This window comes from Paucibacter sp. PLA-PC-4 (genome assembly GCF_026241155.1).
Lineage (GTDB): Bacteria > Pseudomonadota > Gammaproteobacteria > Burkholderiales > Burkholderiaceae_C > Roseateles_E.
Genome location: NZ_JAPFGP010000002.1, coordinates 181,128 through 207,243, shown reverse-complemented (window position 1 = coordinate 207,243; position 26,116 = coordinate 181,128). Strand labels below are relative to the sequence as shown.

Annotated in this window: 25 protein-coding genes; 9 read left to right on the top strand and 16 right to left on the bottom strand. The window is 65.7% G+C overall.

The window, feature by feature from the left end; all coding sequences use genetic code 11:
- Positions 1 to 24: 24 nt before the first annotated feature.
- Positions 25 to 1,206: an acetyl-CoA C-acetyltransferase gene (locus OOZ63_RS03870; protein ID WP_266004017.1), complete on the bottom strand. Its 1,182-nt coding sequence runs from the start codon at positions 1,204 to 1,206 to the stop codon at positions 25 to 27.
- Positions 1,207 to 1,246: 40 nt separating this feature from the next.
- Positions 1,247 to 2,944 carry a class I poly(R)-hydroxyalkanoic acid synthase gene (gene phaC, locus OOZ63_RS03865; protein ID WP_416234686.1) on the bottom strand — a complete coding sequence of 566 codons (1,698 nt, stop codon included), beginning with the start codon at positions 2,942 to 2,944 and terminating at the stop codon, positions 1,247 to 1,249.
- Between the two features lie 113 nt (positions 2,945 to 3,057).
- On the opposite strand from phaC, the gene OOZ63_RS03860 reads away from it, so the two are divergent.
- Positions 3,058 to 3,330 (top strand): hypothetical protein, encoded by a 273-nt coding sequence (locus tag OOZ63_RS03860; RefSeq protein WP_266004016.1) that lies wholly within the window; start codon positions 3,058 to 3,060, stop codon positions 3,328 to 3,330.
- Here the strand turns inward: OOZ63_RS03860 and pgeF are convergent.
- Together pgeF and maiA are read right to left on the bottom strand one after the other, a co-directional pair.
- Complete coding sequence (gene pgeF / locus OOZ63_RS03855) at positions 3,259 to 4,029, bottom strand: peptidoglycan editing factor PgeF (protein WP_266004015.1); 771 nt, start codon at positions 4,027 to 4,029, stop codon at positions 3,259 to 3,261. The genes OOZ63_RS03860 and pgeF overlap by 72 nt on opposite strands.
- On the bottom strand, positions 4,026 to 4,661 hold the full coding sequence (maiA, locus tag OOZ63_RS03850) for a maleylacetoacetate isomerase (protein ID WP_266004014.1): 636 nt from the start codon (positions 4,659 to 4,661) through the stop codon (positions 4,026 to 4,028). Before maiA ends, pgeF begins: the two co-directional genes overlap by 4 nt.
- A 39-nt stretch (positions 4,662 to 4,700) precedes the next feature.
- On the opposite strand from maiA, the gene OOZ63_RS03845 reads away from it, so the two are divergent.
- The gene (locus OOZ63_RS03845; protein ID WP_266004012.1) at positions 4,701 to 5,261 is read left to right on the top strand and encodes an NUDIX hydrolase; all 561 of its coding nucleotides are present in this window, start codon (positions 4,701 to 4,703) and stop codon (positions 5,259 to 5,261) included.
- A gap of 2 nt (positions 5,262 to 5,263) precedes the next feature.
- Here OOZ63_RS03845 and OOZ63_RS03840 read toward each other — a convergent pair whose 3' ends face one another.
- Genes OOZ63_RS03840 through OOZ63_RS03825 form a run of 4 tightly spaced genes read right to left on the bottom strand, consistent with a single transcriptional unit; the run spans position 5,264 to position 8,493 of the window.
- A complete protein-coding gene (locus OOZ63_RS03840; RefSeq protein ID WP_266004010.1) occupies positions 5,264 to 5,581 on the bottom strand; it encodes a type II toxin-antitoxin system RelE/ParE family toxin in 318 nt (105 codons plus the stop codon).
- Positions 5,581 to 5,853 carry a YlcI/YnfO family protein gene (locus OOZ63_RS03835; RefSeq protein WP_266004009.1) on the bottom strand — a complete coding sequence of 91 codons (273 nt, stop codon included), beginning with the start codon at positions 5,851 to 5,853 and terminating at the stop codon, positions 5,581 to 5,583. The genes OOZ63_RS03840 and OOZ63_RS03835 overlap by 1 nt, the downstream gene beginning before the upstream one ends.
- Before the next feature lie 44 nt (positions 5,854 to 5,897).
- Positions 5,898 to 7,808, bottom strand: coding sequence for a LapD/MoxY N-terminal periplasmic domain-containing protein (locus OOZ63_RS03830; RefSeq protein WP_266004008.1), 1,911 nt, complete (start codon positions 7,806 to 7,808; stop codon positions 5,898 to 5,900).
- A 25-nt stretch (positions 7,809 to 7,833) separates the two neighbouring features.
- Positions 7,834 to 8,493, bottom strand: a complete 660-nt coding sequence (locus OOZ63_RS03825) for a transglutaminase-like cysteine peptidase (RefSeq protein ID WP_266004007.1) — start codon at positions 8,491 to 8,493, stop codon at positions 7,834 to 7,836.
- Between the two features lie 159 nt (positions 8,494 to 8,652).
- Here OOZ63_RS03825 and OOZ63_RS03820 point away from each other — a divergent pair, with 159 nt between their 5' ends.
- Positions 8,653 to 9,519 carry an HDOD domain-containing protein gene (locus OOZ63_RS03820; protein WP_266004006.1) on the top strand — a complete coding sequence of 289 codons (867 nt, stop codon included), beginning with the start codon at positions 8,653 to 8,655 and terminating at the stop codon, positions 9,517 to 9,519.
- Between the two features lie 4 nt (positions 9,520 to 9,523).
- Here the strand turns inward: OOZ63_RS03820 and OOZ63_RS03815 are convergent, their stop codons facing one another.
- The 4 genes from OOZ63_RS03815 to OOZ63_RS03800 are packed head-to-tail and all read right to left on the bottom strand — an operon-like array spanning position 9,524 to position 11,165.
- Complete coding sequence (locus OOZ63_RS03815) at positions 9,524 to 9,988, bottom strand: DUF6152 family protein (protein WP_266004005.1); 465 nt, start codon at positions 9,986 to 9,988, stop codon at positions 9,524 to 9,526.
- A gap of 12 nt (positions 9,989 to 10,000) precedes the next feature.
- The gene (locus tag OOZ63_RS03810; protein WP_266004004.1) at positions 10,001 to 10,420 is read right to left on the bottom strand and encodes a hypothetical protein; all 420 of its coding nucleotides are present in this window, start codon (positions 10,418 to 10,420) and stop codon (positions 10,001 to 10,003) included.
- An 8-nt stretch (positions 10,421 to 10,428) separates the two neighbouring features.
- A complete protein-coding gene (locus OOZ63_RS03805; RefSeq protein WP_266004003.1) occupies positions 10,429 to 10,797 on the bottom strand; it encodes a VOC family protein in 369 nt (122 codons plus the stop codon).
- Complete coding sequence (locus OOZ63_RS03800; protein WP_266004002.1) at positions 10,794 to 11,165, bottom strand: ankyrin repeat domain-containing protein; 372 nt, start codon at positions 11,163 to 11,165, stop codon at positions 10,794 to 10,796. Before OOZ63_RS03800 ends, OOZ63_RS03805 begins: the two co-directional genes overlap by 4 nt.
- Before the next feature lie 99 nt (positions 11,166 to 11,264).
- On the opposite strand from OOZ63_RS03800, the gene OOZ63_RS03795 reads away from it, so the two are divergent.
- Positions 11,265 to 11,840, top strand: coding sequence for a hypothetical protein (locus tag OOZ63_RS03795; protein ID WP_266004001.1), 576 nt, complete (start codon positions 11,265 to 11,267; stop codon positions 11,838 to 11,840).
- Positions 11,841 to 11,888: 48 nt separating this feature from the next.
- Here the strand turns inward: OOZ63_RS03795 and lpdA are convergent, their stop codons facing one another.
- Genes lpdA through aceE form a run of 3 tightly spaced genes read right to left on the bottom strand, consistent with a single transcriptional unit; the run spans position 11,889 to position 18,115 of the window.
- Positions 11,889 to 13,670 (bottom strand): dihydrolipoyl dehydrogenase, encoded by a 1,782-nt coding sequence (gene lpdA / locus OOZ63_RS03790; RefSeq protein ID WP_266004000.1) that lies wholly within the window; start codon positions 13,668 to 13,670, stop codon positions 11,889 to 11,891.
- Positions 13,671 to 13,683: 13 nt separating this feature from the next.
- Positions 13,684 to 15,378, bottom strand: a complete 1,695-nt coding sequence (aceF, locus tag OOZ63_RS03785) for a dihydrolipoyllysine-residue acetyltransferase (protein ID WP_266003999.1) — start codon at positions 15,376 to 15,378, stop codon at positions 13,684 to 13,686.
- Positions 15,379 to 15,403: 25 nt separating this feature from the next.
- Positions 15,404 to 18,115 carry a pyruvate dehydrogenase (acetyl-transferring), homodimeric type gene (gene aceE / locus OOZ63_RS03780; protein WP_266003998.1) on the bottom strand — a complete coding sequence of 904 codons (2,712 nt, stop codon included), beginning with the start codon at positions 18,113 to 18,115 and terminating at the stop codon, positions 15,404 to 15,406.
- Between the two features lie 158 nt (positions 18,116 to 18,273).
- On the opposite strand from aceE, the gene OOZ63_RS03775 reads away from it, so the two are divergent.
- The 4 genes from OOZ63_RS03775 to OOZ63_RS03760 all read left to right on the top strand — a co-directional run bounded on the left by OOZ63_RS03775 (position 18,274) and on the right by OOZ63_RS03760 (position 24,386).
- Positions 18,274 to 20,826, top strand: a complete 2,553-nt coding sequence (locus OOZ63_RS03775) for a PAS domain-containing sensor histidine kinase (RefSeq protein ID WP_266003996.1) — start codon at positions 18,274 to 18,276, stop codon at positions 20,824 to 20,826.
- Positions 20,823 to 21,446, top strand: coding sequence for a response regulator transcription factor (locus OOZ63_RS03770; protein ID WP_137944538.1), 624 nt, complete (start codon positions 20,823 to 20,825; stop codon positions 21,444 to 21,446). Before OOZ63_RS03775 ends, OOZ63_RS03770 begins: the two co-directional genes overlap by 4 nt.
- Positions 21,447 to 21,508: 62 nt before the next feature.
- Positions 21,509 to 22,369: a bifunctional methylenetetrahydrofolate dehydrogenase/methenyltetrahydrofolate cyclohydrolase FolD gene (folD, locus tag OOZ63_RS03765; protein ID WP_266003994.1), complete on the top strand. Its 861-nt coding sequence runs from the start codon at positions 21,509 to 21,511 to the stop codon at positions 22,367 to 22,369.
- A gap of 4 nt (positions 22,370 to 22,373) precedes the next feature.
- A complete protein-coding gene (locus OOZ63_RS03760) occupies positions 22,374 to 24,386 on the top strand; it encodes a M3 family metallopeptidase (protein WP_266003993.1) in 2,013 nt (670 codons plus the stop codon).
- A 48-nt stretch (positions 24,387 to 24,434) separates the two neighbouring features.
- Here OOZ63_RS03760 and OOZ63_RS03755 read toward each other — a convergent pair whose 3' ends face one another.
- A complete protein-coding gene (locus OOZ63_RS03755; RefSeq protein WP_266003992.1) occupies positions 24,435 to 24,998 on the bottom strand; it encodes a DUF192 domain-containing protein in 564 nt (187 codons plus the stop codon).
- Between the two features lie 178 nt (positions 24,999 to 25,176).
- On the opposite strand from OOZ63_RS03755, the gene OOZ63_RS03750 reads away from it, so the two are divergent.
- The gene (locus OOZ63_RS03750) at positions 25,177 to 26,088 is read left to right on the top strand and encodes a dienelactone hydrolase family protein (protein ID WP_266003990.1); all 912 of its coding nucleotides are present in this window, start codon (positions 25,177 to 25,179) and stop codon (positions 26,086 to 26,088) included.
- Positions 26,089 to 26,116: the final 28 nt, after the last annotated feature.

Sequence of the window (26,116 nt, the reverse complement as noted above, 5' to 3'; positions counted from 1 at the left end):
TCAAGCGGGTTCGCCCTTACTCGTTCAGCGCTCGACGGTCAGCGCAACACCCATGCCGCCGCCGATGCACAGCGAGGCTATTGCCTTCTTCGCATCGCGCCGCTGCATCTCATGCAGCAGGGTCACCAGAATGCGGGCGCCGGAGGCGCCGATCGGGTGACCCAGCGCGATCGCACCGCCGTTGACGTTGACCTTGCTGGTATCCCAGCCCATCTCCTGATGGACGGCGCAGGCCTGGGCCGCGAAGGCCTCGTTGATCTCCAGCAGGTCCAGGTCCTGCGGCTTCCAGCCGGCGCGGGCCAGCGCTTTCTGCGCGGCCGGCACCGGCCCCATGCCCATCAGAGCCGGGTCCAGACCGGCGCTGGCGTAGGAAGCGATGCGGGCCAGCGGGGTCAGACCCAGCGCGGCGGCCTTCTTCGCACTCATGATCACCAGGCCGGCGGCGCCATCGTTCAGGCCCGAGGCATTACCCGCGGTCACACTGCCGGCCTTGTCGAAGGCGGGGCGCAGGGCGGCCAGCCCTTCAGCATTGCTCTTGCGGTTGATGAACTCATCGGCGTCGAACACCAGCGCATCGCCCTTCTTCTGCGGGATCAGCACCGGCACAATCTCGTCCCTGAAGCGGCCGCCATCCTGCGCAGCGGCCGCCTTCTGCTGCGAACCCAGCGCCAGTGCGTCCTGCTGCTCGCGGCTGATGCCGTGGGCCTTAGCGACGTTTTCGGCCGTGATGCCCATGTGGTACTGGTTGTAGACGTCCCACAGCCCGTCGACGATCATCGTGTCGATCAGCTTCCAGTCACCCATGCGCTGGCCCTCGCGCGAGCCGGGCAGCACATGCGGCGCCAGGCTCATGCTCTCCTGGCCACCGGCGATGACGATCTCACTGTCGCCATCACGGATCGCCTGCGCAGCCAGCATCACGGCCTTCAGGCCCGAGCCGCAGACCTTGTTGATCGTGAAGGCCGGCACGCCGTGCGGCAGGCCAGCCTTAATGACGGTCTGGCGCGCGGGGTTCTGGCCCGAGCCGGCGGTCAGAACTTGGCCCAGAATCAACTCGCTGATCTGGCCGGCCTCCAGCTTGGCGCGGCGCAGCAGGTCCTTGACCACCGCCGCACCCAGATCCGGCGCTGCGGTCTTGGCCAGGCTGCCGCCGAATTTGCCGATAGCGGTACGGGCCGCGGCGACGATCACGATGTCTTCAGTCATTGTCTTCTCCGGTGAAAGTGGGGATGAGGCCTGTTTTCGATCAGGCTTTTTGTTTGACGTAGCGGCCGGGCGCGGGCTCGATGGCCCTGTAGCCCTTGCCGCCGGGGGTTTTGGGCGCGGCCTTCTTGGCGCCGGCATGGCCGGCCAGCCAGGCCGCCCAATCGGGCCACCAGCTGCCGGCATGCTCGACCGCCGTCTCCATCCACTGCTCGGCAGTGGCGGGCAGGGCCGCTGTCTTGCCTATCCAGTGGCTGCGCTTTTTCTTGGCCGGCGGGTTGATCACGCCGGCGATATGGCCGGAGGCGCCCAACACAAAGCGCTTTTTGCCCTTAAGCACCTGGGTGCTGCGGTAGGCGCTGTCCCAGGGCACGATATGGTCATCGCGCGAGCCGTAGATATAGACCGGCGCCTGGATCAGGCCCAGGTCCAGCTTTTCGCCGCAGACGGTCAGCCGGCCCGGGATCCGCAGCTCGTTTTGTAGATAGGTGTGGCGCAGATACCAGCAATACATCGGGCCGGGCAGATTGGTCGAGTCGCCGTTCCAGTACAGCAGATCAAACGGCGGCGGCGCCTCGCCCTTCAGGTAGTTGCCCACCACATAGTTCCAGACCAGGTCGTTGGGGCGCAGAAAGCTGAAGGTGGTGGCCAGCTCCTGGCCCTTGAGCAGGCCCGGCCCCTTGGGCGAGGCCGGGCCTATGGTCATCTCGCGCAGTTGCACCGAGCCCTCGTCGACAAAAAGATCGAGAATGCCGTTGCTGGAAAAGTCGATCAAGGTGGTCAGCAGCGTCACGCTGGCGGCCGGCTGCTCACCGCGCGCGGCAAGCACCGCCAGTGCGGTGGACAAAATCGTGCCGCCGACACAGAAGCCCAGCGTATCGATGGTCTGGGCGCCGCTGATCTCCTGCACCACCGAAATCGCCTTGATCGCGGCCTGCTCGATATAGTCGTCCCAAGTCCAGCTCTTGCAACTCTCGTCCGGGTTGCGCCAGCTGACCACGAAGACCCGATGGCCCTGCTCCACCCCATAGCGGATCAGCGAATTCTCAGGCTGCAAATCGAGGATGTAGTACTTGTTGATGCAAGGCGGCACCATCAAGAGTGGGCGTTCGAACACCTGGGCCGTCAGCGGCTTGTATTCAAGCAACTGGAAGAACTCGTTCTCGAACACCACGCTGCCCTCGCTGGTGGCCACATTGCGGCCCACCTCGAAGGCGCTCTCGTCGGTCTGCGACAGATGGCCGCGCTGCACATCCCCCCACAGCTGCTGCATGCCCTTGGCGATGCTCTCACCCTTGCTGTCCAGCGCCAGGCGTAGCGCCTCGGGGTTGAGCGCCAGATAGTTGCTGGGCGAGGCAGCGTCCACCCATTGCTGGACGGCGAAACGAATGCGCGCCTTGGTCTTCTCGTCGCCCTCGACCTTGTCGGCCATCTGTTGCAAGGTGCGGGCGTTGAGCAGATAGAGCTGGGCCACAAAGCTGCCGGCCGGGTTGGCGCTCCAGGCCTCGCCGGCGAAGCGTCGGTCCGCCGGCGCGGGCAGCTTGGCGCCATGCAGCGAGGCGTTCCAGAGCTCGGTGGCCTGCTTCAGATAATCGGCCTGCAGACCGCTGAGGGCCTCCATCGGAATCTGCAGACCCGCCACCGTCTTCCACATATCGCCGAGGCCGGCCGCCATATCGGCGGGGGCGAAGGCATTGACATCCGGGCCTGGGGCCTCGGCAGGGCTGGGCTTGCGCTTCATGTGTCTCCTCTGGGGCCGCAGTGGCCCTGTTCGTCTCGACTCAGGCAAGAAGCTTGCCACAGCCGGGCTTACCCATGTTGTACCCTTCTCAACTTACCTTCTGATGACTTGCCATGTATCTGGTTGCAATCGCCTGGCTTTATGTTGCGTTGATGATGGCTCTGGCCGAAGCCACCAGCACCCAGGGCACCGTGCTGGGCGCCATCGTCACCTTTGTGCTGTATGGCGCGCTGCCAATCAGCATCGTGATGTACCTGCTGGGCACGCCGGCACGGCGCGCGGCGCGCCGCCGGGCCGAGGCCGACGAGCCAAGCTCAGCCAAGCAGCCGGATCACGGCGGCCATGCGACCGTCGAGCCGACTGCGGCGGAAGGAGAAAAACCGTGAGGCATCGCCATGGGTGCACCAATGGCCCCCGCTGATGTTCACCAGGCCGGCCGCCTGCAGCCGCCGCCGCGCCAGCGCCACCAGATCGGCGCGCCAGCGCGCGTGCCCATGCTCATTGGCCTGGTAGCGGAACAGCGCAGGATCGACGTCTGAAGGCGTCGCGCCAAAGGCCTGCAACACGTCCTCGCCAACCTCGAAGGCCGTCGGGCCGATGCAAGCTCCCATCCAGGCATGGATATCCTGCGGCGCGCAGCTGGCCTCCTCGCAGAGCGCGGCAACGGTGTTCTCCAGCACGCCGGCCGAGAGCCCGCGCCAACCGGCATGGGCACCGCCGACGCCACCGGGCGCCGCGAACAGCACCGGCAGGCAGTCGGCCGCTTGGATCGCTAGACCCAGCCCCGGCATCGTGCTGACGATGGCATCGGCCTGCACCCGCTCTGCGCCCGGCAGCCCATGTTCGGGCCGCAGGCGCAGCACCGCAGCGCCATGCACCTGCCAGACGAAACGTGCCGGTGCCCCCAGCGCCTGCTCGATCAGGACCTTGTTGTGCGCCACCGCCACCGGGTCGTCACCGACCGACAGCCCCACATTCATGCTCGCGCAAGCGCCCTGGCTAACACCGCCGGCACGCGTGGTCATGAAAGCCCGCACATGATCCGGGCCCCAGTCGGGCCGCAGCCAGTCCTCGTGAATCGTCATGCCTGGGCGTCCGGGCAGGCCGAGGGCTGGGTCTTGGCAAAAGCCTCATGCGCCATGCAGTTGGCGTGGATGCGCATCACCTCGGGTACATGGTCAAGTCTGCAGTCGAAGCGCTGGGCGTTGAATATCTGAGGCACCAGCACGCAGTCGGCCAAGCCCGCTGTGTCGCCATGGCAGAACTGTCCGGCGCCTTGTTGTAAGCGCCGCTCGACCACCGCAAGCCCGCCCTCGATCCAGTGGCGTATCCAGCGGCTCTTCTGGTCCTCGTCCAGGCCCATCTCCTTGACCAGGTAACGCAGCACGCGCAGATTGTTCAGCGGATGGATTTCGCTGGCGATGTCCTGGGCCAGTGCCCGCACCCGCGCACGCCCAATGGCGTCGGGCGGCAGCAGCGGCGGCTCGGGGTGAGTCTCGTCCAGGTACTCGATGATGGCCAGCGACTGGCTCAGCAGCGCGTCGCCATCCTTGAGCAGCGGCACCAGGCCGGACACCGAAGCGCTGGCATAGGGTTCCTGTTGCTGCTCGTTCTTGACCAGATGTATCGCACGGTAGTCATAGTCCAGGCCTTTGAGCGCCAGTGCGATGCGCACCCGCCAGGAGGCCGAAGAGCGAAAGTAGTTGAAGAGTTCCATGGGCAGATGATGCCATTGCACCCGGCTACACTGAAGCGCATGTGGCTTGCTCGACGCTTCAAACATTGCCCCAACTGCGGCCAGGCGGTCCAGTACCTCGTACCCGCTGACGATAACCGCGAACGCGCCACCTGCACGGCCTGCGCCACCGTGCACTACGAGAACCCAATCAATGTGGTGGGCACCCTGCCCATCTGGGGCGAGGGGCCAGACGCGCAGGTGCTGCTGTGCAAGCGCGCGATCGAACCGCGCTACGGTCTGTGGACCCTGCCGGCCGGCTTTCTGGAGCTCGGCGAGACAGCAGCCGAGGGCGCCTTGCGCGAGACCGACGAGGAAGCCGGCGCGCAGATCGAGTTGCAGCCGCTGTACAGCCTGATGAATGTGGTCTCGGTCGGCCAGATCCATCTCTACTACCGCGCCCGCCTGCTCTCGCCCGAATTCAATCCCGGCCCCGAGACGCTGGAGGCCCGGCTGTTTCACGAGCATGAGGTGCCCTGGGACGCGCTGGCCTTTCGCACGGTGCGCGAAACGCTGCGGCGCTTCTTCGAAGATCGCCGGCTGGGCCGGCCCTTTGCGCTGCACAGCGCCGATATCGGCTGAGATCAGTAGTAGTCGTCTTCGCGCTGATGCCGCACAGCCAGAATATTGACGCGGCTCTGAGCGTCGATTTCGTACAGCAAGACATAGCCGGCGCTGTGCAGGGGAACGATCAACTCGCGCAGAAAGGGGCTCTGATCGGCCTTGCGGTAGATGAAGGGCGCACGGCCGAGCTGGGCCTGGGCTGCGGCGGCAATCGCGTCGATCACACGCTGGGCAGCGTCGAGGTCTTCAAGCGCCTGCGCACGGTCAAGCCAAATGGCATACAGGCGCTGCAGATCCGCTCGGGCCGCCGCCGTGAAGCGGACCTCGAATCCCGCCATCAGCCAATTACCTTCTTGCGCCGCTCATCGAGCATGTCCTGCAGTTCGGCGATGACCGAGTCGGCCGAGTGGTACTCACCGCTGCGCCTGGTCTCCTCGCTGGACCGCAGGCCTCGTGCGATGAACTCGTCCTGCGCGCGACGGCGGTGGATAGCCTCACGCACCGAGGTCTCGATCAAAGCGGTGAGCGTCTCGCCCTCCCGTAGCACGCTCTCGGCGGCGTCGCGCAGTTCGGGCTCGACGCGTAAGGAGGGAAATGTTGCGGTTTTCATCATGACGCGTTGCAGTTGCGACGCATCAGTCTAGCAAAACCGGCTCAAGCCTGCGACGTCGCCCAGGGCCCGGTCACGCCGTCGAGCTCGCAGTCCCAAAGCGCCTGCACATCCATGCCGTCGACCACCCCCTCGGCATAGACCTTCAGCGCCAGGCTGCGCAGCATGATGACCATACCGCGCACAAAGGCGGCGCGGGCGGCGTCACCGGATACGCCCGCGACCACGGCGGCGTCCAGCTTCACATAGTCGAGCCCGGCCTGATAGAGCCGGTCCACCTGGGCCAACCCGGCGCCGGCATGCTCCAGCCCCAGCTTGACGCCCAGCGGGCGCAACTGGCGGCCCATCTCCTGCAAGAGCTCGAAATGCTGGATCGCCGCGCCCTCGGCCAGCTCCAGCCCGAGCTTGCGGGCCGCCTGCGGCGACTGGAACACCTGCTCGCGCAGGCGCGCGACGAAACCGCCGTCCAGCAGCGAGTTGGGCGCCACATTGACGCAGCGCGCCCGGCCATCCAGCACGATGGCCTCCAGCGCCAGTGCCACCGCCTGCAGATCGATCTCGGCCGTCAGCCGGCTGCGCACCGCTAGCGGCAGCCAGCGCGCCGCGCTCTCGAACGGACCGTCGGCCACCAGGCGCAGCTGCAGAGGGCATTCCAGATGCAAGACCTGACCCTGCTTGTCCAGCACCGGATACTCGGCAAGGCGGCTGCGGCGCTCGCGCAAGGCCTCCGAGATCTGCGCACGCCAGGCGCGCTCGCCCTGGATCTGCGCCTCGGCCGACGGCGCCAGCACCTCGACGACAAAGCCCGGTCGGCCCTCGGCCCGCGCCAGCGCCGCGTCAGCAGCGCCGAACCAGTCGCTGGATGGGCGCTCCCGCGCCAGCTCGACGGCGCCCAAAGCCACCTGCACGCCGGCTCCAAAGGCCGGCAGGCTGGCCTGCAAGGCATCGGCCAGCGCGTTGGCGGTGTCGCCAACGACATCGGGCGCCGGCAGCCAGAGCGCGAAATCGGCCCCGTTCAGCCGCCCGGCGAGGCAGCCCTTGACACGCTCCGGGTAGACCTGCACGGCATGCGCCATCGCCACCAGCAGTTGATCCACAGCCGCCCGGCCCAGACGCTGGTTCAACCCGGCCAGATCGCGCAGCCGCAGCAGCACCAAGCCGGCCCTCGCCGGGCCCTCATCACGGGTCAGCGCCGAGTCCAGCTCGGCCAGGAAGTGGGTGCGCGTGCTCATGCCGGTCAGCGCGTCGCAATGGGCTTGCACACGCAAGACCTCGAGCTGGCTGGACTGGGCATCGAACATCTGCCGGACTCGCTCCACCATGGTGTTCATCGCCCGACTCAGGCGCCTCAGCTCGGGCTCGCGGGGCTCATCGACCTGGGTGTACTGGCCAGCCACCAGGGCCTCGGCCTGGGTCACGGCGTTGTCCAGCGGCCGACGGATACGACCCAGTACCCAGAATGCGGCCAAGCCGGAAAGAAGACCGACACCGGCCATCAGACCCGCCATGCGCAGGCTGGCGCGCCACAACTCGTCATGGGCATAGGCCGACTGGCTGCGCACCTCCACCGAGCCCACCGCGTTCCAGCCATTCGAGACCTTGGCCACGCCGGATTGCGTGTCGATTGGCGTCAGTGCAACGAACCATGCCGGCGCCTTGCTGCTGCGGCCGGGCGCCGTGCGCTCGAAGACAACGCTGCCGTCTGCAGCCAGCCAGCGAAGGCTCTGGTAGTGCCCGGTGTCAAACTGGGCCGAGACCAGCAGCGACATCAGTTGGGCATCCCCCCCTTGCTGCGACAAGGCCAGCGCCAGTGCGGCTGCGTTGTCGCTGTTTTTCAGCTGCAGCTGGGTTTGCAGCATGGCCCGCATGCCCATGGCGGACACCGCCATGCTGCCCAGCACCGACGCCAGCACCACGCCCAGGACCAGGAACCAGACTTGACGAATCAGCGACATGGCCGCATCCATTTTGTTTGCATCATTAGAACCCCTCCGCCCGGATCTTCGCCAAGGCGTCCCTCCAGATCGACAAGCGCACGACGGCATTGCCCGAGCTGGCGCTGCCCACCCCCTGCCACAAACCTTCGCTGTTGAAGCTGAACACCGGCGCCAGATCGGCGCGCTTAGAGGCCGGTCGTACCTCGGTCTGCAGATTGTCCAAAATCAGTGGCTCGGCCTCGGGCTGCACATAGTAGGCCAGCACCATATGGGCTTGCGGTCGGCCGTCCAGCATCGCCCGCACGTAGACCAGGCGCAATCGCGCCTCCGGGACGCCGGCAGCCAGCAAACTGAAATACTTGGCGATCGCATAGTCTTCGCAGTCACCCTGACCCCGGTCCAAAGTCTCGAGCGGGCTGGCCCAGTAATCGGGCTTGGCCCAGATATCCCGGTCCTCGCGAAAGGCGATGCGCTGGTTGAAAAAGTCGTTGATGGGCTCGAGCCGCAGGCCCTCGTCCAGGGTGCTGCTGCGCTCGATCAACCGCTGCAGATCGCGGGCGGCCGCCAGCGTGCGCGGGCCGAGGCGCGCCGCGCTGGCCAGCACACGCTCGGCCTCCCAGGCCTGCAGCCCGGGCACCGGAATCAGCGCAAGACCGGCGGCCAGCAGCGTCCCTGCAAACACCGCCAAGCGGTATTCCTGCATGGGAGCGCGCCGACGGTGGAGGTTCTTTGCTTTGGCCTGGGCCATACTTCGTTGCACTTTACCGTGCGCCTTCGCCTGCGCAGCCATCTGCGGCTGTGCAGCCCGGATAATCAGCGGCAACAATCCTCGGCAGACCCGCTTGATGCGTGTCTTGCGCTTATGAATTCCCAATCGATACGTCAAGAGCTGGACAGCGCCCGCCGCAATGGCCCCCTGCGCCAGATCCAGATCCCCCCCTGTCCTGAGCTCCTTCAGCGGCTGCAGGCGGCGATGGCTTGTGCCGAACCCGACCTCAACGAGGTGGCCAGGATCGCGGCCAGTGATGTCGCGATGTCGGCCACCCTGCTGAAGTGCGCCAACAGCCTGGTCCACAAGGAGCCTGGCGGTCTGCCCTGTACCACTGTGGGGCAGGCCCTGAACCGCATCGGGCTAGACGAGACTGCGGCGGTGATGACCGGCTTCCTGCTGCGCAACACCATCCCAGTCAACAGCCCGCATCTGCTGCGCTTCTGGGAGCGCTCCAGCAAGCGCGCGGTCGCGATGGCCTTCATCGCCCGCCAGCTCGCCGGCCTGTCGCCCGATCTGGCGCACACCTATGGGCTGTTCTGTCATGTCGGCATGCCGGTATTGCTGCAAAGCGTGCGCGGCTACGGCTCGACGATGGTGGAGGCGGCCGCTCGCATCGACCGCCCCTATATCGCCACAGAGAACGCCAACCATAAGACCGACCATGCAGTGGTCGGTGCGCTGGTGATACGGGCCTGGGGTATGGCGCCGGAGCTAATGTCCGCGATCCGGCTGCATCATGACTTCGACTCACTGGGCCACGCCGGCATCGACCCCGACGTCCATACACTGGTAGCGGCCGGCCTGGTGGCCGAGCACCTGATGCGCCGCCACGAGGCCCTGCCAGAAGACCTGGACTGGTCCGTCAATCATGCCGCCGCGCTTGACTGGCTGCAGATCGGCCTGGACGAGGTCGAGCAATGGGACGAGTTGCTGCGGCCGCTGCTGGACGAGGCCTGAAGGCTCAGGCCGGCGAGGACCGCAGCCCGTAGACCTTGTCGCCGAGGAACAGATACTCGGCGCGAAGTATGGGCTCGCCTTTCTCGCCGCTGAAGGTGAACCCCAGCACACCTACAGTCGCGCCGGGCTTGATCTCTTCGACTCCCCAGGCCGCGAGCCGGGTCAGCGGGGCCAGCTCGATCTGCCATTTTCGGTCGCGCCGGGTCGGCAGCTGAGCCTTGGCGAGCAGGGCTGGCCCGTCCACCGCCGCGCCCTGCTTGGGAAGCACGCGCTGCTTCAGATCGGCCGGCAACACGGGTTTCTCGGGCAACTCCAGCTCCAGCTCGCCATGCGGGTTGCGCCACATCACCTTGCTGGCCCGCCCCTCCAGATAGAGCGGGCGCTCCTGGTCGAAGCTGCTCCAGCCATGGTGGGCCCAGGCCGGCAGGGTCAGGCCCAGTCCGGCGGTCAGCACAAGTCGTCGGTCCATCGCACGTCTCCTTCAGGCGTAAGCAATCCATCGGCCGCAGATGATGACAGCCATCCAAAACCCCAGTGACAGCAGGCATTGCAGCTTGGCCAACCCGTCGTCAGCCAACACGCCGCTGCGGGCATGAAAAAAGGCCGCATTGCCGCCGGCCAGGCAGATCAGCAGCAGCTTGAGGCGAAAGGCCGGATTGGCCAGCAGCTCCTGTGGCTGGGTCGCGAACATGGTCAGCCCGGTGGCGGCGCACAGACCGAAACCCATCAGGGCCGGCAGCAGGGTCAGCCGCGCCAGAGCCGCCGCCGGCAGCTCACGTGCCAGGCCCAGCGCCCGCAGCTCGAACACCAGCAGACCGCCGAACAGCATCGCGATGCCGACGATGTGCACAGCCTCCAGCGCCGGATAGGCCCAAGGGTGGGAGGCCAGGCTGTCCAGCACGGCGCGACTCAGCCGGGATACTGAACCAGCTGCAGCTGGTTGCCGGCCGGGTCGACCAAGGTGGCCAACCAGCCGCCCCAGGGCTGCTGCTCGGGCGCGCCGCTGAAGGGCACACCCGCCGCACTGAGCTCCGTATGGCGGGCACGGATGTCGGAGACGGCAAAAGACAGGCCGGTGAAGCGGCCCACCAGGGCCTGCTCCTCTTGCGGCGCGTCGCTCGCCACGCACTCCAGCACCAGATCTGCCGAGCCAGCATCAAAGACGCGATAGGCGGCGCCGGCATCACCGTGCTTGAGCTTCAAGCCCAGCGCCTGCTGGTAGAAGACCTGCGCAGAGACCAGATCGCGCACAAACACGCGCACGGCGGAGACTTTCATGGGCTGGTGCTCCGTTGACGCGGGGAATGTAGGGCCTGCAGCCAGCGCCGCCAGAAGACCGGCTGCGACGGTACCAGTTCAGCCTGCGGGTCGATCAAGCGAAGCAGCTCGGCGCTGCGTCGATGGCGGGCTGCTTGCAGCGGCGTCATGCCGTCGGTCTCGGACAGCAGCTGCCGGTCGGCGCCATAGTCCAGCAACAGCGCCGCCGCCTCGTGCTGGCCAGCCAGGATGCAGGCCACCAGCGGCGTGCTCATGAACTCCGGGTGCTGATAGTTTGGATCAACGCCCGAGCGCAGGTGGTAGCGCAGCAGCTCGATGTCGCCATCGACCGCCGCTGCGAACATTTCCTTCCAGTCTCCGCCTGACATGGCCGCCTCTCCTGCTTTGCCGTCTCGTGCTTGTACCACCGGCGGCAGCTCGCCGAAAAGCCCCGACACGCAGATTCGGCCCGTGGACAATGCACAAGCATGACCATCGCTCTGGGACGCATCGCCGGCGGCAGCCCGGTCCGCCGACGCGGGGGCTTGCTGCTGCTGATCGCACTGCTGACGCTGCCGCTGGGCTGGCGCCTGTTCGGGCCGCGCGGTGTCGATGTGGAGCTCGCGCGCAAGACCTGGCGCTTCGAGATCAAGATCGAGAAACGGGTCGATGAGAGCGGATCCGCCTGGTGCGACGACATGCCGAGCGGCGCCCGGGAGATCGACCGTCGCCGGTTGGACGCGCCCGGCGGCGGCGCAGACCACTGCCGCTTCATGCAGCCGCAATGGCGCAGCCAGTACACGGTGCGCTCAGAAGGCGACGAGGCGACGCCGGCGCAATGGCCGCAACCGGCGCTCAGCAACCTGTTGCCGGACAGGCTCGGCGCGCAGCGACTGGGCCAGCGCCAGGCCTTCTTCGAGGCGCATCTGCGCGCCGGTAAGGGTCAGGCCTGGACCTGCAGGCTCAGCCAGGCGCACTGGTCTGCCCTGGCGCTAGGCACCAAGCTGCGGCTTCAGATTGATCGCCGGGGCGTGGCGAATTGCGCGAGCCTGGCGCCAGTATGAAAAGCCCGGACCGTTGCCGGTCCGGGCTTCGCCAGAGGATCGACAAGCCTATTTGCGCGCCGGCGGCACATCCGTGCAGGAGCCGTGCGCCACTTCCGCCGCCAGGCCTATGCTCTCGCCAAGCGTGGGATGCGGGTGGATGGTCTTGCCGATGTCCACCGCGTCGGCCCCCATCTCGATGGCCAGCGCGATCTCGCCGATCATGTCACCGGCGTGGGTGCCGACAATGCCGCCGCCGATGATGCGGTGTGACTCTTCGTCGAACAGCAGCTTGGTGAAGCCCTCGTCACGCCCGTTGGCGATGGCACGACCGGAGGCCGACCAGGGCAAGAGGCCCTTCTTGATCTTGATGCCCTTGGCCTTGGCCTCCTCCTCGGTGATACCCACCCAGGCCACCTCAGGGTCGGTATAGGCAACGCTCGGGATCACGCGCGCGTCGAACTGCGCCTTGGCCAGATTGGCATCGCTCAGCAGTTCGCCGGCGATCACTTCGGCCGCCACATGCCCCTCATGCACGGCCTTGTGCGCCAGCATGGGCTGTCCGACCAGGTCGCCGATCGCGAAAACATTGGCGACGTTGGTGCGCATCTGCACGTCCACCGGGATGAATCCGCGCTCGCTGACGATGACACCTGCCTTGTCGGCACCGATCTTCTTGCCATTGGGCGTGCGGCCCACGGCCTGCAGCACCAAGTCATAGACCTGGGGTTCCTTGGGCGCGCCCTCGCCTTCGAAGGAGACCTTGATGCCTTCGGGCGTCGCTTCAGCCGCCACCGTCTTGGTGTTCAGCATGATGTTGTCGAAGCGATGGGCATTGAACTTCTGCCAGACCTTGACCAGATCGCGGTCGGCGCCGGTCATTAGCGTGGGCAGCATTTCCACGACATCCAGGCGCGCGCCCAGCGTGCTGTAGACGGTGCCCATCTCCAGGCCGATGATGCCGCCGCCGACGATCAGCATGCGCTTGGGCGCCGTATTCAGCTCCAGCGCACCGGTCGAGTCGATGACCCGCGGGTCTTGGGGCATGAAGGGCAGACGCACGGCCTGCGAACCGGCCGCGAGAATGATCTTCTTGAACTTCAGCGTCTGGGTCTTGCCGGTTTTGTCTTGGCCTTCGCCAGCCGTCTCTTCGACGCTCAGGTGATGGGCGTCGAGCAATGCCCCGTAGCCGCGCATCACCGTGACCTTGCGCATCTTGGCCATCATCGCCAGACCGCCGGTCAGCTTACCGATGACCTTCTGCTTGTGCTTGAGCAGCTTGGGCAACTCGACCGTGGGCTCGCTGAATGTCACGCCCAGCTCGGCGAAGTGCTTCACCTCGTCCATCACCGCAGCGACATGCAGCAGGGCTTTCGAGGGAATGCAGCCGACATTCAAGCAGACGCCGCCCAGCGTTGTGTAGCGCTCGACCAGGGCCACCTTCAGGCCCAGATCGGCGGCGCGGAAGGCGGCCGAATACCCGCCGGGACCACCGCCGAGCACGACCACGTCGTACTCGCCATCGGCACTGCCAGCAAAGCTGGCGGCCGTTGGCGCCACAACGGGTGCAGCAGGTACTGCTGCCGCAGCGGCAGGTGCCGGCGCGGCCACTGCATCCGAGTCCAGCATCAACACCAGCGTGCCGGTATTGACCACGTCGCCTATCTTGAGCTTCATCTCCTTGACGACGCCCGCATGGGTCGACGGAATTTCCATCGAGGCCTTGTCGCTCTCGACGGTGATCAGGCTCTGCTCGACCTTGATGGTGTCGCCGACCTTGACCATCACCTCGATCACGGCCACGTCCTTGGAGTCACCGATGTCCGGGACCTTCACTTCAATCAATGCCATGTTCCGCTCCCGATCAGAGTGCAATGCGGCGGAAGTCCGCCAGCAAGGACGCGAAATAGACATTGAAGCGGGCCGCTGCCGCGCCGTCGATCACGCGGTGGTCCCAGCTCAGGCTCAGCGGCAGGATCAGGCGCGGCTGGAAGGCCTTGCCGTCCCAGACCGGTTCGATGCTGCTCTTGCAGACGCCCATGATGGCGACTTCAGGGGCGTTGATGATGGGCGTGAAGTACTTGCCACCAATGCCGCCCAGCGAAGAGATCGAGAAACAGCCCCCGCTCATATCGGCGGGCCCCAACTTGCCGTCGCGCGCCTTCTTGGCCAGCTCGCCCATTTCTTGGCTGATCTGGAAGATGCCCTTCTTGTCGGCGTCCTTGATGACGGGCACGACCAAGCCATTCGGCGTGTCCGCCGCAAAGCCGATGTGGAAATAGTTCTTCAGCACCAGCGTGCCGTCGCCGTCCAGCGAGCTGTTGAACTCGGGGAATTTTTTGAGCGCGGCGACGGCCGCCTTGATCATGAAGGCCAGCATCGTGACCTTGATGCCGGACTTCTCGTTTTCCTTGTTGGTTGCAACACGGAAGGCTTCCAGCTCTGTGATGTCCGCATCGTCGTGATTCGTCACATGCGGGATCACGACCCAGTTGCGATGCAGATTAGCGCCGCTGATCTTCTTAATGCGCGACAACTCCTTGCGCTCGACCGGGCCGAACTTTTCGAAGTCGACCTTGGGCCAGGCCAGCAGGCCCGGGAAGGCGCCTCCACCGGCAGTGGAGCCGGCCGGGGCGGCTGCCTTCTGCGCGGCCGTCTGTACAGCGCCGGCCATCACCGCCTTGACGAAGCCCTGCACATCGCCTTCGGTGATGCGACCCTTGGCACCCGTACCCTTGACCTCGGTCAAGGGCACACCCAGCTCGCGCGCCAGCTTGCGAATGCTGGGCGAGGCATGCGGCAGCTTGCCGCTGGGCGAGCTTGGCTCATGGGCGGGCAGGGCGGCAGTCACAGCCGGCGCGGCGCGCTCAGCCGGGGCCACCGGCGCAGCAGCGGCAAAAGCCGGTGCCGCTGCGGGTGCTGCTGCCGGTGTCGCAGCGACCGGTGCCTGAGCAGCGCCCTTCACTTCCAGCAGCGCCAGCAGCGTGCCTTTGGCCACCTTGTCACCGACCTTGACCTTCAGGTCCTTGATTACGCCGGCATGCGAGGACGGAATCTCCATGGAGGCCTTGTCGCTCTCGACCGTGATCAGGCTTTGCTCGACCTTGACGGTATCGCCGGCCTTGACCATCACCTCAATCACCGCGACCTCGTCGAAATCGCCGATGTCGGGTACGACCACCTCGACCGTGCCGCTAGCGGCAGGCGCGGCGGCGGGCGCAGCAGCAGCAGCAGCAGCAGCAGCAGCAGCAGCAGCCGCTGGCGCGGGAGCCGGCGCCGCAGTGGCTGCCGGTGCCGGGGCCGGCGCAGCAGCGGCCGCACCTTCGGCTTCCAACAGCAGCACCAAGCTGCCCTCATTGACCGTGTCACCGATCTTGACCTTGATCTCTTTGACGACGCCTGCGGTCGAGCTGGGGATCTCCATCGAGGCCTTGTCGCTCTCGACAGTGATCAGGCTCTGCTCGGCCTTGACCGTGTCGCCAACCTTGACCAGCAGCTCGATGACTGCCACGTCCTTGACGTCCCCGATGTCCGGGACCTTGACTTCTACCAATGCCATGTGTTGTCTCCGCGAGGCCGCTGAATCAAGCGTACAGGGGGTTGATCTTGTCGGCCTTGATGCCGTACTTCGCAATCGCCTCGGCCACCTTGGCCAGCGGCAGCTTGCCTTCGTCTGCCAAGGTCTTCAGCGCCGCCACGACGATGTAGTGGCGGTTGATCTCGAAATGCTCGCGCAGCTTGTAGCGGAAATCCGAGCGGCCGAAGCCGTCGGTGCCCAGCACCTTGTAGCTGCGACCGGCCGGAATGAAGGCGCGGATCTGCTCGGCGTAGTTCTTCATGTAGTCGGTCGACGCGATCACCGGGCCGCTGGTCTTGGCCAGCTGCTGGGCGACGAAGGAGACGCGCGGAGCCTCGGTCGGGTGCAGCAGATTCCAGCGCTCGGCGTCCTGGCCGTCGCGGGTCAGCTCGTTGAAGCTCGGGCAGCTCCAAACATGAGCGCTGACGCCCCAGTCGGCTTCCAGCAACTTCTTGGCGGCCTGGCTTTCGCGCAGGATGGTGCCGGAACCCAGCAGGTTGACGACTGGCTTGCTGGTGTCGCCGGCCTCGTCAAGCAAATACATGCCCTTCAGAATCTGCTCCTCGGTACCCACCTGCAGGCCCGGCATCGGGTAGTTCTCGTTGAGCAGCGTGATGTAGAAGTAGACGTTTTCCTGATTCTCGACCATGCGCTTGAGGCCGCTGTGCAGGATCACCGCCACTTCGTGCGCGAAGCTCGGGTCGTAGCTGATGCAGTTCGGAATGGTGCCGGCCAGGATGTGGCTGTGGCCGTCCTCGTGCTGCAGGCCTTCGCCGTTCAGCGTGGTGCGGCCCGAGGTGCCGCCCAAAAGGAAGCCGCGCGCCTGCATATCACCAGCAGCCCAGGCCAAGTCGCCGATGCGCTGGAAACCGAACATCGAGTAGTAGACGTAGAAGGGGATCATCACCCGGTTGTTCGTCGAGTACGACGTCGCCGCAGCGATCCAGCTGGCCATGCCTCCGGCTTCGTTGATGCCTTCCTGCAGGATCTGGCCGGCCTTGTCCTCGCGGTAGTACATCACCTGGTCTTTGTCGACCGGGGTGTAGAGCTGACCCTTGGGGTTGTAAATGCCGATCTGGCGGAACAGGCCTTCCATGCCGAAAGTGCGCGCCTCGTCGACCAGGATGGGCACAGTGCGCGGGCCCAGCGCCGGATCGCGCAGCAGTTGGGTCAGGAAGCGCACATAGGCCTGGGTGGTCGAGATCTCGCGGCCCTCGGCCGTGGGCTCCAGCACCGCCTTGAAGGTATCCAGCGGCGGCACGGTGAAGCTCTCCTCGGCCTTGACGCGGCGCTGCGGCAGATAGCCGCCCAGGGCCTGGCGACGCTCGTGCAGATAACGCATCTCCGGCGTGTCCTCGGCCGGCTTGTAGTAAGGCAGCTTGGGCAGCTCGCTATCGGGGATGGGGATGTTGAAGCGGTCGCGGATGTACTTGATGTCCTCGTCCGACAGCTTCTTGGTCTGGTGCACGGTGTTCTTGCCCTCACCGGCCTTGCCCATGCCATAGCCCTTGACGGTCTTGACCAGCAGCACGGTGGGTTGGCCCGTGGTGTTGTGGTGGGCGGCATGGAAAGCTGCATAAACCTTCTCGGGCTGGTGGCCGCCGCGGCGCAGCTCGAACACCTCCTCGTCGCTCATGTGCTCGACGAGCTTCGCCGTCTCCGGATATTTGCCGAAGAAATTCTTGCGCACGAAAGCACCGTCATTGGCCTTCATGGCCTGGTAGTCGCCGTCCAGCGTCTCCATCATCAGCTGCTTGAGCTTGCCGCTCTTGTCACGCGCCAGCAGGGCGTCCCAACCATTGCCCCACAGCAGCTTGATCACGTTCCAGCCGCTGCCGCGGAATTCGCTCTCCAGCTCCTGCACGATCTTGCCGTTGCCGCGCACCGGGCCGTCCAGGCGCTGCAGATTGCAGTTGACGACAAAGACCAGGTTGTCGAGGTTCTCGCGTGCGGCCAGGCCGATCGCGCCCAGCGACTCAGGCTCGTCCATCTCACCGTCGCCGCAGAACACCCAGACCTTTCGGTTGGCAGTATCGGCAATGCCGCGGGCATGCAGATACTTCAGAAAACGCGCCTGGTAGATCGCCATCAGCGGGCCCAGGCCCATAGAGACCGTCGGGAACTGCCAGAACTCGGGCATCAGCTTGGGATGCGGGTAGCTGGACAGCCCCCTGCCGTCCACCTCCTGGCGGAAGCTGTCGAGCTGGGTCTCGGTCAGGCGCCCCTCCAGATAGGCGCGGGCATAGATGCCGGGCGCGCTATGGCCCTGGATATAGAGCAGATCGCCGCCGTGGCCCTCGCTCTCGGCGTGCCAGAAATGGTTGAAGCCGGCACCGAACATGCTAGCCACCGAGGCGAAGGAGCCGATATGGCCGCCCAGATCGCCGCCGTCTTCGGGGTTCAGGCGGTTGGCCCGCACCACCATGGCCATCGCGTTCCAGCGCATGAAAGCGCGCAGGCGCTTCTCGATGGCGATATTGCCCTGGCAATGGGCCTGCTGCTCCACCGGGATGGTGTTGACATAGGCGGTGTTGGCCGAGAAAGGCACATCAATGCCGGCCTGACGGGCATGGCCGATCAGGGTCTCAAGCAGAAAATGCGCGCGCTCACCGCCCTCTTCACCAATCACGGCAGACAAAGCGTCCAACCACTCCTTGGTTTCCTGGGCATCGGTGTCGTTGGCGGCGGCGCCAAGAAAAGATTGCGGCTGCGCAGACATGCTTGTCTCCTTTTATTGAGGGCTGACTCTAAAAGCGTTTCGCGCGGAGTGTCGCACAAGTTCGCAACACTCCCAAATTGCGCGAGTGCATTTCATATAATGAAACAACAGGGAATGCGCCGAGGCTGCAGCATGGCCGGCGCCGGGATAATCAGCCCATGCTTTCCCGTCTCGCCATCAAGGGCGCGCTGCGCCGCGCCACCCTCCCGCTGCAGCGCCTGGCCGCCACCTGGTGGCGGCGCCAGTCGCCGTCGCGCCAGGACCGCTTCGCCACGCTGGGCCCGCTGATCTCGGTGATGCTGTTCCTCGCGGCCATCATCCTGGCCTTCTGGTACCTGCGTAACGAGGAGATCGAGCGCGAGGCCGAGGCAGTCAAGCGCGACACCGAGATCGCCCAGCAGCAGATCCGGCTGCGCCTGATCGAGAACCAGGAACAGCTGGTGCGCATCGCCCGGGAGATCGTCACCCGCGCGGTCGATGCGCACGAGTTCACCGCCCAGGCCTCGGCCTTTGCCCGCGACCGGCCCGAGATCACCCATGTCACCTGGCTCAACAGCCAGCGCAAGCGCCGCGCCAGTGTCAGCGCCGCCGGCTTCCAGGCCGAGAGCCTGATGGGCGACGACGGCCGCGACCCGTCAATGCCGATGGCCGAGCAGTCAAGCGCGCCCGAGCTGGCCTTCCAGGCCGCCAAGGACCGGCGCCAGCCGACCTATTCGCTGGCCTTCAACGACTTCAACAACCTGACCGTATTCCAGGTCCAGGTGCCCCTGATCGACCGCAGCGGCTTCTCGGGCGTACTGATCGCAGAATACTCGGTCGAGGCGCTGCTGCGCTACTCTGTGCCGTCCGAGGTGGCGGCCCGCCATCCGGTGGCGGTGCTGGACGGCCGCGAGCAGATCGTCAGCAGCACCGTGACGCCGATGCCGGGCCAGCGCCTGCAGCGCGCCTCCATCATGCATGACGTGCCGCTGGCCCCGGCGATGAACGGCCTGATCCTGCGCGGCCAGGGCTACCGCACCTCAATCGGCCTGATCTCCAACACCTTGTTCTGGATGGTGGTGGCGCTTTCGGTGCTGACCGTGTGGATGCTCCTGGGCACCTGGAAGCATATGCGCCGGCGTCTGCAGATCCAGACCGCGCTTTCCAGCGAGACCAACTTCCGCCGCGCGATGGAGAACTCGATGTTGACCGGCATGCGAGCCATGGACATGGAGTCGCGCATCTCCTATGTGAACCCGGCCTTCTGCGCGATGACAGGCTTCTCCGAGGCTGAGCTGATCGGCCGCAAACCGCCCTTCCCCTACTGGCCCACCGACCGCTACGAGGAGAATTCGCGACTGCTTCAACAGGAGGTCCAAGGCCGCAGCCCCTCGGGCGGCGCCGAGGTCAAGGTGATGCGCAAGGACGGCACCATCTTCGACGCCCGCATGTATGTCTCGCCGCTGATCGACCCCAAGGGCAAGCAAAGCGGCTGGATGACCTCGATGACCAATATCACCGAGGCCAAGCGGGTGCGCGACCAGCTCAGCGCCTCGCACGAGCGATTCACCACGGTGCTGGAGGGCCTGGACGCGGCGGTTTCGGTGCTGTCGGTGCAGCAGGGCGAGTTGCTGTTCGCCAACCGCAGCTACCGGCTATGGTTCGGCGCGGACCCCAAGGGACATGCAGTGCTGGCCGGCAGCCAGTTGGGCCGCAGCGAGGCCGAGCCGGAAACGGACGAAGAGGTCGACGATTACGGCGGCCTGCCAGCCCAGCAGCTGACCGAGGTCGGATCCGACCCGCGCGAGGTCTATATCGACACCTTGGAGATGTGGTTCGATGTCCGCGCCCGCTATCTGCAGTGGACCGACGGCCGCCTGGCCCAGATGCTGATCGCCACCGACATCACCGCGCGCCGCCACGCCGAGATGCTGTCGGCCCAGCAGGCCGAAAAAGCGCAAGTGACCAGCCGGCTGATGACCATGGGGGAGATGGCCTCCAGCGTCGCCCATGAGCTGAACCAGCCGCTGACCGCAATTACCAACTACTGCAACGGCATGGTCTCGCGGGTGCGCAATGATGCGATTCAAAAGGACGACCTGTTGGCAGCGTTGGAGAAGACCGCCAAGCAGGCTCAGCGCGCCGGCCAGATCATTCATCGTATCCGCAACTTCGTGAAGCGCAGCGAGCCACAGCGCCAAGCCTCCAGCGCGCCCGAGATCATCGAAGACGCGGTCGAGCTGGCCGGTATCGAGCTGCGCCGGCGCAATGTCGCGATCCACACCTATGTGGCCCAGCGCTTGCCCCCGCTGATGGTGGACCCGATCCTGATCGAGCAGGTGGTGCTGAACCTGCTGAAGAACGCCGCCGAGGCGATCGACAACGCCGGCCTTCCAGTGTCGCGCCGCCACATCGAACTGAGAGTGATCCCTAAACACACGCCCGAGCTCGGTGGCCATATCGAGTTCAGCGTCACCGATATGGGCCCGGGCCTGCCCGAGGAGGTGATCGAGCGCATGTACGAGGCCTTCTTCTCGACCAAAGCGGACGGACTGGGCATTGGCCTAGGGTTATGCCGGTCCATCGTTGAGTCCCACCAAGGCCGGATCAGGGCCGAGAACTTATACAATGGTGCGGCTATTGTGGGGTGCCGGTTCGCCTTCACCATCCCGGTAGACATCCCGCGCCCCGAGCCCTCGGGCACTGCTACGAACACTGCTGCGACACCATGAGTCTGATTCCGAAGAAGGGTAACGTCTACGTTGTTGACGATGACGAGGCCGTGCGGGATTCCCTGCAATGGCTGCTGGAAGGCAAGGACTACCGCGTCAAGTGCTTTGACTCCGCCGAGAGCTTCCTGAGCCGCTACGACCCGCGCGAAGTGGCCTGTCTGATCGCCGACATCCGCATGGAAGGCATGAGCGGCCTGGAGTTGCAGGACCGCCTACTGGAGCGCCGCAGCCCGCTGCCGGTGGTCTTCATCACCGGTCACGGCGATGTACCGATGGCGGTACAGACGATGAAGAAGGGCGCGATGGACTTCATCGAGAAGCCCTTCAAGGAAGACGAGTTGCTGGCGCTGGTCGAGCGCATGCTGGACCAGGCCCGCAACGCCTTCTCGACGCATCAAGAAGCCGCCAGCCGTGACGCCCTGCTCTCGCGCCTGACGACGCGCGAAGCCCAGGTGCTGGAGCGCATCGTCGCGGGCCGCCTGAACAAGCAAATCGCCGACGACCTGGGCATCAGCATCAAGACGGTGGAGGCGCACCGCGCCAACATTATGGAAAAGCTCAATGCCAACACCGTGGCCGACCTGCTGAAGATTGCGCTCGGCGCGCCGGCCAAGGCCTGAGTTCGAATGACCACTGACGAGGCCGCTGAATGCGGCCTCGTTGCATTTCCGGAAGCACAACCATGACCGCACAACTGATCGACGGTAACGCCCTGTCCAAGCAAATCCGCGCCGAGGTGGCGCAACGCGCGGCCACCCTGACGGCCAACGGTGTCAAGCCCGGCCTAGCGGTCATCCTGGTCGGCGAAGACCCGGCCAGCGCGGTCTATGTGCGCAACAAGGTCAAGGCCTGCGAGGAGTACGGCCTGCACTCGGTGCTCGAAAAGTACGACGCCACCCTGAGCGAAGCGGAGTTGCTGGCTCGCGTCGAAGCACTCAACCAGGACCCTAGCATCCACGGCATTTTGGTGCAGATGCCGCTGCCCAAGCACATCGACCCGCACAAGGTCATCGAGGCCATCTCCACACGCAAGGACGTGGACGGCTACTCGGTGCTGTCGGCAGGCGAAACCCTCACCGGCCTGCCCGGCTTCCGACCCTGCACGCCCTATGGCTGCATGAAGCTGATCGAGAGCACCGGCGTGTCGCTGAAGGGCAAGCACGCGGTCGTGATCGGCCGCAGCAACACCGTCGGCAAACCGATGGCCCTGCTGCTGTTGCAGGCCAATGCCACCGTCACCGTATGCCACAGCGGCACGCCGGACATCGGCGCCTTCACCCGCCAAGCCGACGTCGTCGTGGCCGCAGTCGGCAAGCGCAATGTCTTGACCGCCGACATGCTCAAGCCCGGCGCCATCGTGATCGATGTGGGCATGAACCGCAACGACGAAGGCAAGCTCTGCGGCGATGTCGATTTTGCCGGCGTCAAGGAAGTGGCCGGCTGGATCACCCCGGTGCCCGGTGGGGTCGGGCCGATGACCATCACGATGCTGCTGGTCAACACGTTAGAGTCAGCAGAACGTGTCGCCGCAAACAAGGCCTGAAGCCATGACGAATCCGCTGCTCTCCACCGCCGCGCTGCCGGCTTTTGCCAGCATCAAACCCGAGCACATCCAGCCGGCCATTGCCGAACTGCTGAGCCAGGCCCAGGCCGCGCTGAACACCGCGACGGCAGAGGACACGCCGCCCGACTACGACACGCTGGCCCGCATCCTCAGCGTAGCCACCGAGCGCCTGAGCCATGCCTGGGGCGCCGTCGGCCACCTCAACGCCGTCGCCAACACGCCCGAGCTGCGCGAGGCCTACAACGCGGTGCTGCCGGCCGTCACCGAGTTCTACACTGGCCTGGGTGCCGATGAAAAGCTCTACGCCAAGTACAAGGCCATCAACGCCAACGCGGCTAACCTGAACCCGGCCCGCCAGCAGGCGCTGAAGCACTGGATCCGCGACTTCGTGTTGTCCGGCGCAGAGCTGCAGGGCGCCGCCAAGGAGCGCTTCGCGGCAATTCAGGAGCGCAGCGCCGAGCTGGCGCAGAAGTTCTCCGAGCATGTGATGGACGCGACCGACGGCTATGCCTACTACGCCAGCGCCGAGGAGCTGGCCGGCGTACCCCAGGACGTGGTCACGGCCGCACGCGATGGCGCCGCGGCCGAGGGCAAAGAGGGCCACAAGCTGACGCTGCACTTCCCGGTCTATATGCCGGTGATGCAGTACGGCACCCACCGCGATCTGCGCGAGCGGCTCTACCGCGCCTATGTCACCCGCGCCAGCGAATTCGGGCCTGCCGAACTGGACAATAGCGCGCTGATGCAGGAGCTGCTGATGCTGCGCCAGGAAGAGGCGCAGCTGCTGGGCTTCCAGAATTTCGCCGAGGCATCGCTCGTGGCCAAGATGGCCAGCTCACCTGCCCAGGTGCTGGAGTTCCTGCGCGACTTGGCGGGCCGCGCCCGCCCCTTCGCCGAGAAGGACCTGGCCGAGCTGCGTGCCTTCGCCGCGCAAGACCTGGCCTTGCCCGAGATGCAGGCTTGGGACACGGCCTTCGTCTCCGAGCGCCTGAAGGAGGCCCGCTATGCCTTCAGCGACCAGGAGGTCAAGCAGTACTTCACGCTGCCGCGCGTGCTGCAAGGCCTGTTCGACATCATCGAGCGCCTGTTCAATGTGAAGATCGTTGAGCAAGCCGCCGAGGTCTGGCATGACACGGTGAAGTTCTACCGCCTCGACCGCCAGGGCGAGCTGGTCGGCCAGTTCTATCTGGACCTCTACGCCCGCCCCGGCAAGCGCCCAGGCGCCTGGATGGACGAGGTGCGCAGCCGTTGGGCCCGGCCCGAGGGTGTGCAGCAAACGCCGGTGGCGCAGATGGTGTGCAACTTCGCCTCGCCAGTCGGTGACAAGCCGGCCCTGCTGACGCATGACGATGTCACGACGCTGTTTCACGAGTTCGGGCATGGCTTGCACCATCTTCTGACACAGGTGAATGAACTGGGCGTCTCAGGCATCTCAGGCGTCGAATGGGATGCGGTCGAGCTGCCCAGCCAGTTCATGGAGAACTTTTGCTGGGAGTGGGAGGTGCTGCAGCAGCTGACTCAACATGTCGACAACGGTGCGCCGCTGCCGCGCGCGCTGTTCGACAAGATGACGGCTGCGAAGAACTTCCAGAGCGGACTGCAGACCCTGCGCCAGATCGAGTTCTCGCTGTTCGATATGCGCATGCACGCCGAGGTGGGCAGCGAAGCCGCGATTCAGCGCCTGCTCGACGAGGTGCGCGCCGAGGTAGCCGTGCTGCCGCCGCCGCCCTTCAACCGGTTCCAGCACAGCTTCTCGCACATCTTCGCGGGTGGCTATTCGGCCGGCTACTACAGCTACAAATGGGCCGAGCTGCTGAGCGCCGATGCCTGGAGCGCCTTCGAGGAAGAAGGTGTGTTCAACCCCGCCACTGGCCAGCGCTTTCTGCAAAGCATCCTGGAAGCCGGTGGGGCGCGTGACGCGATGGACAGTTTCAAGGCCTTCCGCGGCCGCGAGCCCAAGATCGACGCGCTGCTGCGCCACCAAGGCATGAGCTGAGGCCGGCGAACCCGCCCCCTGTGGGCGGGTGGGCCGACCGGATGAAACTCAGGTTGCCAGATCCAGCGCCATGCCGGGCTTGAGTCGTAGCACCGTGACCATGCCGGCGCGCAGCCGCAGCGCCGAGCTGGCCCGGCTGCAGCTGAGGAAACGCCAGGGTGGCACCCGCTTGGCGACGCGCGCGATGGTACCGTCAGCCTTCAGGAACACCACATCGACCGCGTGCCACAGGCCGAGGGTGTGGACCACATTGCAAGGTGCCAGCCAAAGGCCGCAGGCGTCTCCCAGGCGGCGGTCACGCCAGGGGGCCAGGGAGCTGAGCCAGCGGTGCCGGACCTTGCGCACGCTATAAGCGGTCAGCCGTCCGTTGAGCCTGAGCGGCAGATTGGGGGCAGAAAGCCGTACGAGCCCGGCCGGGCGCGACAGCTGCGGCGGCCCGGCGGGTTCGGGCTGTTCGGTAGGTTCGGTAGGTTCGATCTGTCCGGAAGGTTCGGTCTGCCCGGGGAGTTCGGGCACCGTGTCGCCGGCGTCGTTCAGCGGCGCCTCACGATCCACCAGACGCCAGCCCTCGGGCGGCAGCCCGGCGTCGGATTTGGAGGCAAGTTCGCTCATGGGGAAAGGTTTGCGTGCAAATGGCCGCCACCTTAGCGGAGGCCGCAAAAAAGTGCACCGGCTGCATTCGCAAGAGTTGTTGCAAATTGCGCGGCTTCCCGCTCACGCGGTCTTCACGGCCCGCTTTCTATGCTGATGCCAAGCAGCCGCAACTGCCGGCGTGCCAACAAGGCCGAATATGAAACGACGCACAAGGATCGCCATGGGACTGCTCAGTGCGGTCGCGCTGACTGCCGCACTGTGGTGGAGCCTCTTCGGACTCAAGCCCTATGAGATCAGCCCGGACGAGCTCCAGGTTCGCTATGCCTACAGCCCACCCCAAGACTTGGCCCTGCAGCTGTCGCCAATCAAGGAGCTGTCCCAGGATTTCACCTTCACCAGCTTTGACGGCAGTACGGTCAACGGGCGCATCATCTACCCGAGCGACCCAGCTACTGCCAGCGCCCCCTTTGCGCTGCTGATCGCGATGCACGGCATGGGGCGAAGCCATTGGCGCTGGTGGCAGGTCGAGTACAAGGGCGGCAAGACCCTGGAGCACACCCACAAGCTCACCGAACTGGCTCTGCAGCGCGGCCATGCGGTGGTCGCCATCGACGCCCGGCTCCATGGCGCACGCAAGACCCTGCGCCTGAATGTCGAGCAGTTGATGGACGATCTGCACCTATGGGGCAAGCGCGAGCCCTACGAGGCCATGCTCGTGGACACCGTGCGCGACCACCGGCTGTTGCTGGACTGGGTCGCCCGCTTGCCGCAGATCGATGCCCGCCGCATCAAGGCCACCGGCTACAGCATGGGCGGACAGAACGCCCTGCTGCTGGCCGGGGTGGACGCGCGGGTCGGCGATGTCGCCGCCATCGCCCCCATCCTGCTGGATGACAAGCTGGCCGCTGTGGCGGTCAAGAATCTACTGCCAGGCCTAGCCGACAACCGGGTCTGGCTGCTGAGCGCCGACAACGATGAGTACACCGACCGCAGCGCCTACCTGAGCTTCTTCGAAGCCCTGGGCGGGCCGGGCAAGCGGCATTTGCGCTTTGCCGGCGGCCACATCCTGCCCGCGGACTATGTGGAGCAGCTGCGCGACTGGTTCTGAAGGCCGGGCGGCAGCTGTTCCACACGGG